This is a genomic window from Pseudomonas sp. BW7P1, assembly GCF_024981055.1.
Taxonomy (GTDB): Bacteria; Pseudomonadota; Gammaproteobacteria; order Pseudomonadales; family Pseudomonadaceae; genus Aquipseudomonas; species Aquipseudomonas bananamidigenes.
On record NZ_CP103374.1, the window covers coordinates 2,928,171 to 2,942,813 of the forward strand.

Consider the following 14,643-nt stretch of genomic DNA (forward strand, 5'->3'; position numbering starts at 1 on the left):
GCCAAATCCAATTCGCGAGCAGGCTCGCTCCCACAGGTTACGCATCGTTTGCGAGCCAAGTGATCGGCTCACCGTGTTTATAGAATTCAACAGGAGTTTCACATGGCGAAGAAACCCAAGTCGGCCACTTTCATCAAGGACCCGCTCTGGTACAAGGACGCGGTGATTTATCAGGTTCACGTCAAATCCTTTTTCGACTCCAACAACGACGGGATCGGCGATTTTCCCGGCTTGATCGCCAAGCTCGATTACATCGCCGAACTCGGCGTCAATACCATCTGGCTGCTGCCGTTCTACCCGTCGCCACGGCGCGATGACGGTTACGACATTGCCGAGTACCGTGGCGTACACAGCGATTACGGAACCATGGCCGATGCCAGGCGTTTCATTGCCGAAGCACATAAACGCGGTTTGCGGGTGATCAGTGAACTGGTCATCAACCACACCTCGGATCAGCACCCGTGGTTCCAGCGGGCGCGCAGGGCCAAACGCGGTTCCGCGGCCCGCGACTTCTATGTGTGGTCGGATGACGACCAGAAGTACGACGGCACGCGGATCATTTTTCTCGACACCGAAAAGTCCAACTGGACCTGGGATCCGGTGGCCGGCCAGTACTTCTGGCACCGTTTCTATTCGCACCAGCCGGACCTCAATTTCGACAACCCGCAAGTCATGAAAGCCGTGCTGTCGGTGATGCGCTACTGGCTGGACATGGGCATTGACGGCCTGCGGCTGGATGCCATTCCGTACCTGATCGAGCGCGACGGCACCAACAACGAAAACCTGCCGGAGACCCACGACGTCCTCAAGCGGATCCGTGCTGAAATCGACGCCAATTACCCTGATCGCATGCTGCTGGCCGAAGCCAACCAATGGCCCGAAGACACCCAACTGTATTTCGGTGAAACCGACGCCGAGGGCGTCAACGGCGACGAATGTCACATGGCGTTTCACTTCCCGCTGATGCCGCGCATGTACATGGCGCTGGCCCAGGAGGATCGCTTCCCGATCACCGATATCCTGCGTCAGACCCCGGAGATCCCGGCCAATTGCCAATGGGCGATCTTCTTGCGCAACCACGATGAACTGACGCTGGAGATGGTCACCGACAAGGAGCGCGATTACCTCTGGAACTACTACGCTGCCGACCGCCGTGCGCGGATCAACCTCGGCATCCGTCGGCGTCTGGCGCCGCTGATGGAGCGTGACCGCCGCCGGATCGAACTGCTCAACAGCCTGCTGCTGTCGATGCCGGGCACGCCGACCCTGTATTACGGCGACGAAATCGGCATGGGCGACAACATTTATCTCGGCGACCGTGACGGTGTGCGCACGCCGATGCAATGGTCGATCGACCGTAACGGCGGTTTCTCCCGCGCCGATCCGGCCAGTCTGGTACTGCCGCCGATCATGGATCCGCAGTACGGCTTTCAGTCGGTCAACGTCGAAACCCAGGCCGGCGATCCGCATTCGCTGCTGAACTGGACCCGGCGTCTGCTGGCCGTGCGCAAGCAGTCGAAGGCGTTCGGTCGTGGCACGTTGAAAATGCTTTCGCCCGCCAACCGTCGCGTTCTGGCCTATACCCGCGAATACACGGGGCCGGACGGCAAACACGAAATCATCCTGTGCGTGGCCAACGTCTCGCGCAGCGCTCAGGCCGTGGAGCTGGACCTGTCGGCTTACGTGGGCATGGTGCCGGTGGAGATGCTGGGCGGTAATGCATTTCCGCCCATCGGCCAATTGAATTTCCTGCTGACCCTGGCGCCTTACGGTTTCTATTGGTTCGGCCTGGCGGCGGAAAACCAGATGCCGAGCTGGCACGTCGAGCCGGCGCAGAGCCTGCCGGACTTCACCACGCTGGTGCTGAAAAAACGCATGGAAGAACTGCTCGAAGCGCCGTCCCGGGTCACCCTCGAACAAACCATTTTGCCGAGCTGGTTGCACAACCGCCGCTGGTTCGCCGGCAAGGATGCGGCCGTCGAGCAGGTTCGTCTGGCCTACGGCGTGCGCTTCGGCGATGCGCAGCATCCGGTGCTGTTCAGCGAAATCGAAGTCGGCAGCGGCGGGCAGACCAGTCGTTACCAGTTGCCTTTCGGGTTCATTTCGGAAGATCAGGTCGGGCCGGCGTTGCCGCAGCAATTGGCGCTGGCGCGGGTGCGGCGAGGGCGTCAGGTGGGGTTGATCACTGACGCCTTCAGCCTTGAAGCGTTTATTCGTGCGGTGCTGCAAGGCATGCAGAGTGGCACGGTGCTGGAATCCAGCGATGGCGAGATCCGTTTCGAAGCATCGCCGCAACTGGAAAAACTCGGCCTCGGCGCGGAGTCCGAAGTGCGCTATCTGTCTGCCGAGCAATCCAACAGTTCGGTGGTGATCGGCAGCAGTCTGGTACTGAAGCTGATACGTAAAGTCGCTTCCGGCGTACACCCGGAACTGGAGATGAGCGCTTACCTGACCGATGCCGGATTTGCCAATATCTCCCCGCTGCTCGGTTCGGTGATTCGCCGCGACGGGCAGGGCGAAGACAACCTGCTGATGATTGCGCAGGGCTATTTGAGCAATCAGGGCGACGCCTGGGAATGGACGCAGAACAACCTCGAGCGGGCGCTGCGCGATGAACTGGCAGACGCCGTGTCCGAACAGTCGCAGCATTACAACGCCCTCGGGGAGCTGAAGGACTTTGCCGGCATGCTGGGTCAGCGTCTGGGGGAAATGCATCAGGTGCTGGCGACAGCCACCGATAACCAGGACTTCGCGCCGCAGGTCAGTTCGGCCAGGGATGCACAGGCCACCGGCAAGGATGTCGCCGCTCAGGTCGAGCATGCGCTGGTACTGCTCAAACAGCATCAGGGCGAACTCGATGGGGCAGATCAGAAGCTGGTCGATCGCCTGCTCGACCACAGGAAAACCATCCTCGCCCATGTACAGGATCTGGCGAAGAAATCCGCCGGCGGCCTGCGCATCCGGGTGCACGGCGATCTGCATCTGGGTCAGGTGCTGGTGATCAAGGGCGATGCGTATCTGATCGACTTCGAAGGCGAACCGGCACGGCCTCTGGCTGAACGGCGCGGCAAGCACAGCCCCTACAAGGATGTCAGCGGGGTGTTGCGTTCGTTCGATTACGCCGCCGCGATGGCCCTCAATGTGCACAACGTCGACAACAGTCCCGAAGCCGAGGCTGCGCGTCGGCGGGTGACCGAACGTTATCTGCGCGAAGCGCGGGAAGCCTTTGTGGAGGCATATCACCGGGCAGCAGCTAGTCTTGATCATGCCTGGCAGGATCCTGAAGGTGCCGACGCCGCACTGGCGTTGTTCGGTCTGGAGAAAGCGGCCTACGAAGTGGCCTATGAAGCCGAAAATCGCCCCACCTGGCTGCCCGTGCCGTTGCACGGTCTGTACGGGTTGTTGACGGGGCTGAAACCCTTTTCCGATCTTGGTGGAGAGTAGTCATGAGTTTCTCGAACAAGGAACAGGGTCACGTTGAAGAGCGTTTGCTGCCCAAAGCCAGGGACATCGATGCCCTGGTGCGCGCAGAACATCAGGACCCGTTTTCCATTCTCGGCCCCCACGGCGATGGTGCCGGCGGGCAGTTCATCCGGGCCTATCTGCCCGGTGCGCTGAGCGTCACGGTGCTGGACAAGGACTCTGGTGAAGAGCGCGGTCCGTTGGCGTTGACCGAGACGCCGGGGCTGTTCGTCGCCCATTTCAAGGATGTACGACCCTACCTGTTGCGCACCCGCTGGGCCGGTGGCGAGCAGGTCACCGAAGATCCCTACAGCTTCGGCCAGTTGCTTGGCGAAATGGACCTGTACCTGTTCGCCGAAGGCAATCATCGCGACCTCAGCCATTGCCTCGGTGCGCAGTTGAAAACCGTCGATGGCGTCGACGGCGTGCGGTTTGCCGTGTGGGCGCCGAACGCCCGACGGGTGTCGGTGGTCGGTGATTTCAACGTCTGGGACGGGCGCAGGCATCCGATGCGGCTGCGGCATCCGTCCGGAGTCTGGGAGTTGTTCATTCCGCGCCTGCAGGCAGGGGATCTGTACAAATACGAAATCCTTGGCGCCCACGGTATCCTGCCGCTCAAGGCCGACCCGATGGCACTGGCCACCAGCCTGCCGCCTGACACGGCTTCCAAAGTCGCTTCGCCGTTGCAGATCGACTGGCAGGATCAGGACTGGATGACCGGCCGCCGCGAGCGCCAGCAACACAACGCGCCGCTGTCGATCTATGAGCTGCATGCCGGTTCCTGGCAATGCGAACTGGATGATCTGGGTGAAGTCTCCCGCCAGTACCGCTGGCCGGAACTGGCCGAGCGACTGATCCCCTACGTCAAGGAACTGGGCTTCACCCACATCGAACTGATGCCGATCATGGAGCACCCGTTCGGTGGCTCCTGGGGCTATCAATTGCTGTCGCAATTCGCGCCGAGTGCGCGTTACGGTACGCCGGACGAGTTCGCGGCGTTCGTCAACGCCTGCCATCAGGCTGACATTGGTGTGATTCTCGATTGGGTGCCGGCGCATTTCCCGACCGACGTTCACGGTCTGGCGCAGTTCGACGGCACGGCGCTGTACGAATACGGCAACCCGCTGGAAGGTTTTCATCAGGACTGGGACACGCTGATCTACAACCTGGGTCGTACCGAAGTGCATGGCTACATGCTCGCGTCGGCACTGCACTGGCTGAAGCATTTCCACGTCGACGGGCTGCGGGTCGATGCGGTGGCCTCGATGCTCTATCGCGACTATTCGCGCAAGGCCGGGGAGTGGGTGCCCAATCGTCACGGTGGCCGGGAGAATCTGGAGGCCATCGATTTCCTGCGCCACCTCAACGATGTGGTGGCACTGGAGGCGCCGGGGGCGCTGGTGATTGCCGAGGAATCCACGGCATGGCCGGGGGTCAGTCAGAGCACCCAGCAGGGTGGTCTCGGTTTTTCGTATAAGTGGAACATGGGCTGGATGCACGATTCATTGCATTACATCCAGCAGGATCCGGTGTACCGCGCCCATCACCACAACGAGCTGAGCTTCGGTCTGGTATACGCCTGGTCCGAGCGCTTCATCCTGCCGATCTCCCACGATGAAGTGGTGCACGGCAAGCACTCGCTGATCGACAAGATGCCCGGCGACCGCTGGCAGAAATTCGCCAACCTGCGGGCCTATCTGAGCTTCATGTGGACCCACCCGGGCAAGAAGCTGCTGTTCATGGGCTGCGAGTTCGGCCAGTGGCGCGAATGGAATCACGATCAGCAACTGGACTGGTATCTGCTGCAGTATTCCGAACACAAAGGCGTGCAGAAGCTGGTGACCGACCTCAACCGCTTGTATCGCGAGGAGCCGGCGCTGCATGAGCAGGATGATGCGCCGCAAGGGTTCCAGTGGTTGATCGGTGACGACGCGATCAACAGCGTCTACGCCTGGTTGCGCTGGAGCAGGGACGGATCGCCAGTGCTGGTGGTGGCCAACTTCACTCCGGTGCCGCGGCAGTCGTATCGGGTCGGTGTGCCGTTTGCCGGGCGCTGGAACGAGTTGTTCAACAGCGATGCCGACACCTATGCCGGTTCCAATTACGGCAATGGCGGCGGGGCGTTTACCGAAGAGGTAGCCAGCCACGGTCAGGCGTTGTCGCTGGAGCTGAACCTGCCGCCGCTGGCGGTGTTGATCCTCAAGCCCGAGGGCTGATGTGCATCCTGCGGGAGCAGACGGCTGGCTCCCGCAGGCAAGCCGAGAGCGCACTTACCAGCGCATCCGAACCCCCAGACTGCCGATCAACCCGTTCAGATCATTGTCATCCACATCACTGCTGTAGTCGGCGCTGACGTACAGGCTTACCTTCGGCGTGACCCGCGCCACCAGCCCCAGACCAAGCTCTACCGTGGAAGACTTGCGGCTGCTGCTGATCTTGTCCACCTGATCGAGGGTCACGGTGCTGCCAGTGTACACGGTGTGCCACAGGTTGGTGCGCACATAGGGTTCGACGGACAGCCCGCTCAGGTCGTAGCTGCCTTTCAATCGTGCCCCGACGCGACCGCTCCAGGACGACAGATCGCTGGAGGAGGCATTGCCTGAACCGGCGTACGGCGTGTCGAGTGTGATCCGCTGGTTGATCAGCTGCGCCTGGGGTTCGACGACCCAGTTTTCGCCCAGACCGATGGGGAAACCACCTTCCACCGAGAACGTCATCGCGCTGCCCCCGGTGGCCAGGCGCGCGCCTTGTTCATTGCGACTGAACCCGCTGACCCGGCCGCCGCTGGCCGACAGGTCGACGTGCCAGCCTTCAGAACCGGTCAGGCTGTAATAGGCGCCGAGACTCTGGCCTTGCAGGTTGAGGGTGTCGGTAGTCGGGTTGGCGAGGATCGGGTTGACCTTCAGCCCGCTGCCATTGGCCAGAATGCGTGTCGTACCACCGATCAACCCGAATCGCTGGGTCTGTCCGCTGCTGTCTTGCAGGGTCAATACCGGTGGCCCTTTGAGTGCGGTTGATCCGGGAGCCGTAAATCCCGGTTCGAGACGATCGGTTTGTGCCTGGCGAGCAGATTGTCCGTAAAGCTGATCCCGGGCCGACGGAGCCAGATCTTCGCTGAACAGGTCCGGGCCGCGCAGATCGGGGCGCGGGCTGTTGCGGGGGCGATCAGGAGTGATGAGGGTTGCAGGCAGGGTCAGGACGGGAACGTCCTGCCGATACCAGGGCGTGGCTTCATCCGCTGCGGGACTGGCCTGTGCCTCCATGGATGAACACAGCAGGATGGAGCTTGAAACGCTGCAAAAGGTGATTTTTATCTCGTGTGAAGTGACTGGCGTTTTCATGAGCGTCTGCCTTGCTAGCGCATGCGGTATCTCGCCTTGGCGTCTCTCCTACCCCGAATGAGGGGCGACCGAATGGAGCGAGGCGAACTTCGGGGCACTCGTTTTCACGACTGTCCGGGGCTCGCCCCGGATAGTGTTTCCGGGGGTAGTAAGCTAGAGCTAAGAAGATCGCTGCCAGTGCGTCAAGAAAATGGACGATAAGCGGTAGCGTTGCATTTGTAGATGCAACTTCATGTTTTTACGCGGCTATCTAAGTTCTTGTTTGTATGGAATATCGCTCCTCAAGCGGTGTGGGCGTACGGTTCGGCGGCCGACGGTCGGTCTACCAGTCGATACGAATGCCCAGATTGGCGGACACGCTGCGCTGGTCAGTGCTGTCAATATTGTGGCTGTAGTCGGTACTGGCATAGACACTGACCGTTCGATCCAGGCGCAGCGCCATGCCCATGCCGAGGTCCGCCGTGGAGGCCTTTTGTTGACTGCGGATCACATCGGTGTCGGCGAAGGTGACGGCGTCGGTTCCTGAAAAAGTGTGCCAGAGGTTTGCCCGCAGATAGGGCTCCAGCACACGGCCCTGCAGGCGGTAATGACCGACGATACGGGCACCCAGTCGGGCAGTGAGGCGATTGTCGGCGTCGAAGGACACACGCGAGACGCCATCGTTCTGACTGTCCAGGGAGACCGCCTGATGGATGAGCTGAACCTGTGGTTCGAGGGTCCATCGGTCATTGATCGAAAGCGGATAGCCGCTTTCGACGGAAGCGCTGAGGGCGTGCCCGCGATTATCCAGGCGTGCGCCGCGAATCGAGCGGCTGTCGCCATCGAAGCGGGTACTCATCAGGACGGTGTCGAGGTAAGCGCCGTGAGGGTTGATCAACGTCCAGTAGACCCCGTAACTGTCGCCCTGCAGTTTGAGGGTGCCGGCCCTGTTGTCTTCGACGGCATCGCTGAAACCGTTGACGTCGCCTCGCAAACGGCTGTGACCGACAAACACACCGACTCGCCAGGTCATGGCATCCGAGCGCTGGCTGTAAAGATCATGACCGACCTGCAGGCCGCTGAGCGAGCCGTCCAGGCGCGGGGTCACCGTGCCTGCCCAGGTCTGGTCGAGGTGCCGGCCATAGATCCGCGCCCATCCGGAGCTGAAGCTTCCGGTCTGGTCCAGCAGTGGCTGGGCGCCCTGACGATCATGGAAAGTCCCCAATGCATTGAGCGCCAATTGCGCCGCCGCCGGAGGCAGCACCGACCACACGGGAACTTCCGGACGGTACAGGGCGATCGGCGCGGCGCCGGGAATCGCAGCCGGCAGCACCGGCAACGGCGGGCTGCCGGCGGGAGCGACGGCGGCCACCGGAGCGGCCACCACCGGGACCTGTATCGGCGCAAGGCCTGGTTCGGGATTGGGTACGCTCACCACCGCCGGTGCAACGATGGCCGAACGCAGGTACCAGTTGTTTTCCGTGCCTGCGGTCACGCCGCCCTTGAACAGTCGGTAATCATAGGCGCCGGCGGACACCGGACTGGCCAGGGAAAATGCACTGTCGTTGCTGAGGGAACTGCCCGGTGCCTGTACCAGTTGAATACCGTTCTGCGCGGTCAGGGCGCCATTGCCGCCGAGGTTGGTGACGCTGATGAGGGTCGAACCGCTCAGGCTGCCGTTGTTGACCACCAGTCTGTCGCTGGGGGCGTCATCGCCCGCCACCACGCTTTGCAAGCGCAAATGGCCACCGGCGCCGACGTAGTTGCCTTGCACCGTCAGCGTGTCACTGGTGCGGTTGTTGTTGCCAGTCAGGTCGATGACGCCTGCGTTGTTGAGGGTCACCGGTTGTCCGGCGACAGCGGCCGAAACGACGCCTTGCGCAGATGTCAGCGTGCTGCTGGCGTCGATATTCAGTACGCCCCGGCCGGTGCCGGCGTCGCCAAGGATCAGACTGTCCGCGCCCACATCCATGCGCGAGCCGTTGTTCAGGTTGATGGTTTCCCAATTTGCATAACGCTGGGCCAGCGCAGTGTGGCTGTTGTCGAACGTCAACACATCGTTGCCACTGCCGCCATCGAGCCGAGGTGTCAGCGCAAGCAGGCTGTCATCGAGGTTGCGCAGGATCGCACTGTCATTGCCGTCACCCATGAGAACCGCCGAGCGCACGATGCCACCACCGTCCCACACGAATCGGTCATCGCCTGTGCCGGCCCGTATCTCCCCGGCGATTTCGCCGCCGGTGAGCGTGATGCTGTCGTTGCCCCCGCTGACGCTGAGGTTTCCTCCGATCCGCCCGCCGGAAACACGGATGGTGTCATTGTCGAAGCCTGTCACCAGATTGCCGATGATCTGGCCGCCCGACAGCTCGAAGACATTCTCATCGAGCTTCATGTCGACACGGCCGATGGTACCGCCGCTCATTTGCGCGAAATCGCCGTCTTCGAAGGCGCCGGTGATGGTGCCGCCGGTCATCGTGAACCGGTCGAATCCATCGCCCTGGGTCAATGAAGCGATGGTGCCGCCGTGCATGATGAACGTGTCTACGCCATTGCCCTGGTGAACGGCGCCGCTGAGGGTGCCGTTGTCGATCTGCAGCACATTCTGGCCATCGCCCATGTCGAGAACGCCCGTGATTGCACCCGATTGCATGAGTACGCGGTCGTCCCCGGCGCCGAATGTAACGTTGCCGGGAATGCTGCCATTGCCGTTGGCGGGAAACGTCAGGCTGTTGTTTCCCGAAAGGTCAGTGAGCGATGTGTTGCCAGGGCTGTCGCAAGTGTACGAGTCGTCGCCGGGTGTCGGGTTCAAGGTACAGAGAGCGAGCGCCGGGGCAGGAGGCTCAAACAGAAAACAGATGGAAACAGCCAGCAGACTGAAATGGCGGAGAATGGCATTGCCGGGAGCTTTCATGGAATTTGCGCTCATTGGCGCCCGCGTGCGGGGGCAATGGCTTGAACCTAACAGGGCTTGCGGTCTTCGCCTACTGTCAGAACTGACAGTGCGTGAGGGCAGAACTGCAGAAAAGCGGCGCTTATGCCTTAAATGTGTACCTCGACGGCCAGCGGCAGATGATCCGACAGGTGCGTCCAGGGCTTGTTGCCGAGAATCTGCGGGTCATGGCTGCTGGCATTGCGCAGGTAGACCCGATCCAGGCGCAGCAACGGGAAGCGTGCAGGGTAGGTTTTGGCCGGTCGTCCGTGATGGCGTTCGAAGGCTTCATGCAGGTAGTCGCGACGGGCGAGGGCAGCATTGCCCTGCATTTGCCAGTCATTGAAATCACCGGCGATGATCACCGGCGCCTCGTCCGGCAGGGATTCCAGCAACTGGCAGAGCAGCTGCAGCTGCAATTGCCGATGACTTTCCAGCAGGCTCAGATGCACGCAGATGGCATGGACTTCGGCATGTCCCGGCACGTCCAGGACGCAATGCAGCAGGCCCCGCCGTTCGGGGCCGGTGATCGAGACGTCGAGGTTGCGGTATTCGCGGATCGGGTATTTCGACAACAGGGCATTGCCATGATGGCCGTCCGGGTAGACGGCGTTGCGTCCGTAGGCAAAATCGCTCCACATGCTGTCGGCGAGAAACTCGTATTGCGAGGTCTGTGGCCACTCGTTGTAGCGACTGGAATGCCGTTCGTGTTCACCGACCACTTCCTGAAGAAACACCAGGTCGGCGCTGGTACTGCGCACCGCTTCGCGCAATTCGGGAAGGATGAAACGCCGATTGAGCGCAGTGAAGCCTTTGTGTGTATTGACCGTCAGTACGCGCAGGCGATGGGTGACGGACGGGTTCAAGGGCTTTGCGTCGATGACATGACGCTTGGGGTCGCTGGACACGGTCACTCCTCTGAATCATGACTGCCTGTTCATGCGACTGGGCGCAAGGCCGGGCAGTTCACTTTGAGTGATGCCCGCCGCCGTCGATCAATCCACGAAAACGATTTCATAGGGCAAACGCATACGCTCCAGGATAGCCTTGGGCAACAGCGGCGCAATGCCGATGGCCGGTTCGCCGTTGAGCTGGCTGGCGTAGGCGTGGGTGGCGTGACTCTTGCGCGCGACCGTCCAGGTATCGAGGCGCAGCTTGCGCGCCCGGTGCCAGGGAATCTGTGCCTGATCGCGTTCCGGCCAATGCCAGGCCCAGACCGGCACATCGTGGTAGGCGGCGCCGACCTGGCGGGCAGCCTGGGCGCTGGCCCGGCCGACCACTTCATGATCCTCGGCACCGTCTTCGCGCCAGGTGCTGAACACCACGTCGCCGGGGCGCAGGTAGCGGGAGATGAATTCGGTCAACTGGGCTTCCTGGTCGAGCAGCGCATTGTCGGTGAAGCCCCCGCGCACCCATTTCAGGCTGTGCATCGGAAGACCCAGGCGGCGCAAGGCCTCGACGCTTTCCTGGGGGCGAAACACGCTCAGGCGCTTCTCCGACCACTGACGCGAACCGGGATGGCTGGCACTGCCATCGGTGATCGACAGCAATTGCAGGGGATGGCCAAGGCTGCACAGCAGCTGCAGCAGGCCACCACAGGTGACGACTTCGTCCCCGGGATGAGGAGCGATGACCACGGCGCGGGCACCGGCCGGTACCAGATTATGGGTGCTGATGACGGGAATGTTGTCGAGTTGCGCGGCACTGTTCCAGATTTGTGCAGGCAGGCCGCTTTCATTCAGCGATAACGGTTTCATGGGGCAGGACGTCCTTGTGTCTGGCCTTCCGTCGCGCACGGACGCGTGCTTGACCCTTGAAGGCTGGTTGATAACCCGGCAGCGCTCCGAACCCTGGATTGCCGCGATGCAGAGTATTGCTCAAGACACGCGGTTCGTCGCGTCACAGATCAATCTGATCCGCTTTTTTTTATTCAGACTGTGCCAACTGTCGCAGATAGTCGCCGAAACCACCCCGTGCGCGACTGTCGAGACGGGCGCTGGTGACGACCTGGGGTCGATGACTCCAGGCGATGCTGGCCCCGGAGCGCTCGAGTTGCCGGACCAGTTGCACGTCTTCGTCGCAGGCCAGCGCCTGGAAACCACCGGCCCGTTTGTAGGCCTGGGCGCTGATACCCAGATTCGCACCGTGAATATGCCGGTGGCCGTCACACGCCTGGTAATGGTGGTGATACCGGATTTTCGCCGCTTCATCGATCAAGTCATGCCAGTGTTCGACGGTCACCGTTCCACAGACCGCATCCACACCCAGTCCGAGCTGTGCGACCAGCCAGTCGTCGGCGACCCGGCTGTCCGCATCCGAGCAGGAGATCCAGCGGGCACCGCGTTCAAGCAGTCGTTGCGCGCCGATCGCCCGGGCCAGACCGACATTGCGGGCGTTGATACTCAATGCCAATACCGGATACTGGCTGACGATCTCCGCCGAACGATCGGTGCAGCTGTCGAGAACGATCAGAATTTCCACCTGCTCCCCGGCCAGCATGGCGTGGGTGGCGGCGCGCAGGGCCGCACGCAGGCAGTCATCGAGCCGTTCTTCTTCGTTATGTGCAGGAATCAGGATGCCGATCATCGCAATCCCTCCAGGGTGGCCACTGACCGGGGTTCGCGGCTCCACACTTCCAGCAGGAAATCCGCTTCCTGATGCAGCAGCAGTCGCGGCAGGTGCAAGCGTTCATGGATCAGGTCGTGGACCTGACGTGCATTGAGCGGACAACCCTCGATGGCCGGCCGCCAATGGCAGGCCAGCAATTGCCCGTCGGCGGTCAGTGAATCGTCGAGATGGCGGATCACGGCAATCAGGTCGTCACGGTCCAGGTAATAACCGATTTCGCTGAATACGATCAGGTCGAACTTCTCCTCGGGCCATTGCTGCGGCAGGCGGCAATGCCGGACTTCGGCGTGATCGAACAGGCTCAACCGGGTGCGCGCCAGTTTGACCGCCGCGCCCGTGGTGTCGCAGCACAACAGCCGGTCGCAGCGTTCTGCCAGGGCCGCGCTCAGTTCGCCATTGGCACAACCGGGTTCGAAGATCGCCCGATAGCGAGGACGTAGCAGGGCGGCCAGCGTAATGGCGCGTTTGCGCTGTTCATACCAGCGCTGGCGAAACGCCCAGGGATCATCATTGCCACTGAACAACCCTTCGAAATAGCGATCCTCGACGCTCATAGAAACACCACCTCGAATGGCTGCAACAGTCGATCGAGCACATGAGGCGGGAGCACCGGAGCCAGGCCCGCGTCGGGATCGCCTTCCAGCTGACTGGCAAAGGCATGAATCGCATGGCGCTTGCGCGCTATCTGCATTTTGCTCAGGGCGATTTTCCGGGCCCGCTCCCACGGTACTCTGGCGTCTTCCGGATCTGCCCAGTGCCAGGTCCAGACCGGCAATTCATGGCAGCGTGCGCCGACGCGCCGTGCCGCTTCCACGGCGGCGCGGCCAACGGCTTCATGGTCGCTGTGGCCGTCCTCGCGCCAGGTGGAGAAGACCACGTCACCTGCCTGCAGATAGCCGGCCAGATAGTCGCAGAGTGAAGATTCGCGAGCGGCCACCTGAGTGTCGGGGAACCCGCCGCGCAGCCATTGCAGTTGATGCATCGGCAGACCGAGGCGACGCAAGGCCTCGGCGGACTCCTGTGGACGTACCACGCTCAAGCGCTCCACCGGCCAACGGGTGGAACCGGGATGACTGGCGCTGCCGTCCGTGACCGAAATCAGTTGCAGAGAACGTCCGGCACTGGCGAGCCGTTGCAGAAATCCGCCGCAACCCAGCACTTCGTCATCCGGATGGGGCGCGATGATCACCGCCCGTGAACCGGATGGCACGAGGTCAAGAATGTCGATGCTGTCCAGCGCCGCCAGCCGACAGGAGGTTTGCCATTGCTCCAGGCTCGTGCCATGGCCGACGATCGGATTGCTTTTCATAACGCCCATCCCTCGACCGGTCGCCGGGCGGCCAGTTGGCCGAGAACGGCGAGGTCGCGTTCGGCGTGACTCTGGCGCAGGTACACCGGGAGGTCGGCGATCAGTCGGGCGAAATGCCGGTCCTTGCAGAACGGCCCGGCGCCCAATGCGTGGCCGGTGTCGAGGATGACCTGTTCGGCGGCCTGCTCGACCACTGCACGGACCCGCCGGGCCAGCAGTTCGGCATCGGCCTGGGGGTGATTGTCAATGTCCAGCGCGCTGCTGCGCAGGACCTGGGCAGCGGCCTGCAACGCGCTGTCGACTGCGCCGAGACGGGCGAGGGCATGAGGCTCTTCACGTTTGGCGCAATGCTGGCGCAAGCGCTCGGCGATGGCCCGTGCGGCCCCGTACCAACAGGCGGCGATGCCGATGCCACCGTGCCAGAATCCCGGTCGTTGCAGATAGTCGCCGGGATTGCCGATGGCTTGGGCCTCCACATTGTCGAACAGCACCTCGACGCTGCCGGTGGCCGCCATGCCGATGGCTTGCCAGCCCTGGTCGGTGATCGTCACGCCCGGTTGATCGAGGGCCACCGCCACCAGTTGTTGGCGATCGTCGTCATCCCAGGCGGTGAGCAGCGCATGGCTGAGCACCGCCGCTCCGGAACACCAGGCCTTGCGTCCGTGCAGGCGCACCATGTGGCCTGAAGGCGTGACCCGCACCCGCGCCTGGGGCGGTTCGGCGGCCCACATGCCCCATGTGCTGCCGGGTGTCGGCGTGCCGCCGAGCTGATGGATGATCGCCAGGGCATCGGTGTGGCCTTCGTAGAGTTTGCACAGCCCCAGATCATGCCCGCCGACCTCCGACAGTCGTTGCCAGCGCTGCAGCGTGTGGCCGTTACCGGGCAACGGAAGCCGGTCCAGTCCGGCTTCGACCATCTCCCGCAGACAGCGTCCAAGGGCTGGCGTGTCGCCATAGTCCGGTGCCTGCAGTGCCAGATAGTCAGCGAGCTCCAT

General features: G+C 62.3%; 10 protein-coding genes. 2 read left to right on the forward strand and 8 right to left on the reverse strand.

Translation table 11 applies throughout. From position 1 onward, the window contains the following. The first annotated feature begins 102 nt into the window (after window positions 1-102). Window positions 103-3,444 (forward strand): maltose alpha-D-glucosyltransferase, encoded by a 3,342-nt coding sequence (gene treS, locus NWV16_RS13110; RefSeq protein WP_260523376.1) that lies wholly within the window; start codon window positions 103-105, stop codon window positions 3,442-3,444. 2 nt (window positions 3,445-3,446) lie between these two features. Continuing rightward, window positions 3,447-5,678: a 1,4-alpha-glucan branching protein GlgB gene (gene glgB, locus NWV16_RS13115; protein ID WP_260523377.1), complete on the forward strand. Its 2,232-nt coding sequence runs from the start codon at window positions 3,447-3,449 to the stop codon at window positions 5,676-5,678. Between the two features lie 54 nt (window positions 5,679-5,732). On the opposite strand, the gene NWV16_RS13120 is transcribed toward glgB, so the two are convergent. The 8 genes from NWV16_RS13120 to NWV16_RS13155 all read right to left on the reverse strand — a co-directional run bounded on the left by NWV16_RS13120 (window position 5,733) and on the right by NWV16_RS13155 (window position 14,643). Then, window positions 5,733-6,803, reverse strand: coding sequence for an autotransporter outer membrane beta-barrel domain-containing protein (locus NWV16_RS13120; RefSeq protein ID WP_260523378.1), 1,071 nt, complete (start codon window positions 6,801-6,803; stop codon window positions 5,733-5,735). A 322-nt stretch (window positions 6,804-7,125) separates the two neighbouring features. After that, entirely contained in the window at window positions 7,126-9,693 is a 2,568-nt protein-coding gene (locus NWV16_RS13125; RefSeq protein WP_260523379.1) for an autotransporter outer membrane beta-barrel domain-containing protein, read from the reverse strand. Between the two features lie 128 nt (window positions 9,694-9,821). Further along, window positions 9,822-10,619, reverse strand: coding sequence for an endonuclease/exonuclease/phosphatase family protein (locus tag NWV16_RS13130; protein WP_065258023.1), 798 nt, complete (start codon window positions 10,617-10,619; stop codon window positions 9,822-9,824). Between the two features lie 87 nt (window positions 10,620-10,706). After that, window positions 10,707-11,468, reverse strand: coding sequence for a PIG-L deacetylase family protein (locus NWV16_RS13135; protein WP_260523380.1), 762 nt, complete (start codon window positions 11,466-11,468; stop codon window positions 10,707-10,709). A 169-nt stretch (window positions 11,469-11,637) separates the two neighbouring features. Further along, window positions 11,638-12,297: a glycosyltransferase family 2 protein gene (locus NWV16_RS13140; protein WP_260523381.1), complete on the reverse strand. Its 660-nt coding sequence runs from the start codon at window positions 12,295-12,297 to the stop codon at window positions 11,638-11,640. Further along, window positions 12,294-12,893 (reverse strand): nodulation S family protein, encoded by a 600-nt coding sequence (locus NWV16_RS13145; RefSeq protein ID WP_260523382.1) that lies wholly within the window; start codon window positions 12,891-12,893, stop codon window positions 12,294-12,296. The genes NWV16_RS13140 and NWV16_RS13145 overlap by 4 nt, the downstream gene beginning before the upstream one ends. Beyond that, entirely contained in the window at window positions 12,890-13,648 is a 759-nt protein-coding gene (locus tag NWV16_RS13150) for a PIG-L deacetylase family protein (protein ID WP_260523383.1), read from the reverse strand. Before NWV16_RS13150 ends, NWV16_RS13145 begins: the two co-directional genes overlap by 4 nt. Continuing rightward, entirely contained in the window at window positions 13,645-14,643 is a 999-nt protein-coding gene (locus NWV16_RS13155) for an acyl-CoA dehydrogenase family protein (protein WP_260523384.1), read from the reverse strand. Before NWV16_RS13155 ends, NWV16_RS13150 begins: the two co-directional genes overlap by 4 nt.

Coding starts and splice junctions, on each gene's coding strand:
- NWV16_RS13120 (WP_260523378.1), bottom strand. CDS start 6,803: ATGAAAACGCCAGTCACTTCACACGAGATAAAAATCACCTTTTGCAGC.
- NWV16_RS13140 (WP_260523381.1), bottom strand. CDS start 12,297: ATGATCGGCATCCTGATTCCTGCACATAACGAAGAAGAACGGCTCGAT.
- NWV16_RS13150 (WP_260523383.1), bottom strand. CDS start 13,648: ATGAAAAGCAATCCGATCGTCGGCCATGGCACGAGCCTGGAGCAATGG.
- NWV16_RS13155 (WP_260523384.1), bottom strand. CDS start 14,643: ATGGAGCTCGCTGACTATCTGGCACTGCAGGCACCGGACTATGGCGAC.
- NWV16_RS13145 (WP_260523382.1), bottom strand. CDS start 12,893: ATGAGCGTCGAGGATCGCTATTTCGAAGGGTTGTTCAGTGGCAATGAT.
- glgB (WP_260523377.1), top strand. CDS start 3,447: ATGAGTTTCTCGAACAAGGAACAGGGTCACGTTGAAGAGCGTTTGCTG.
- NWV16_RS13125 (WP_260523379.1), bottom strand. CDS start 9,693: ATGAAAGCTCCCGGCAATGCCATTCTCCGCCATTTCAGTCTGCTGGCT.
- NWV16_RS13135 (WP_260523380.1), bottom strand. CDS start 11,468: ATGAAACCGTTATCGCTGAATGAAAGCGGCCTGCCTGCACAAATCTGG.
- treS (WP_260523376.1), top strand. CDS start 103: ATGGCGAAGAAACCCAAGTCGGCCACTTTCATCAAGGACCCGCTCTGG.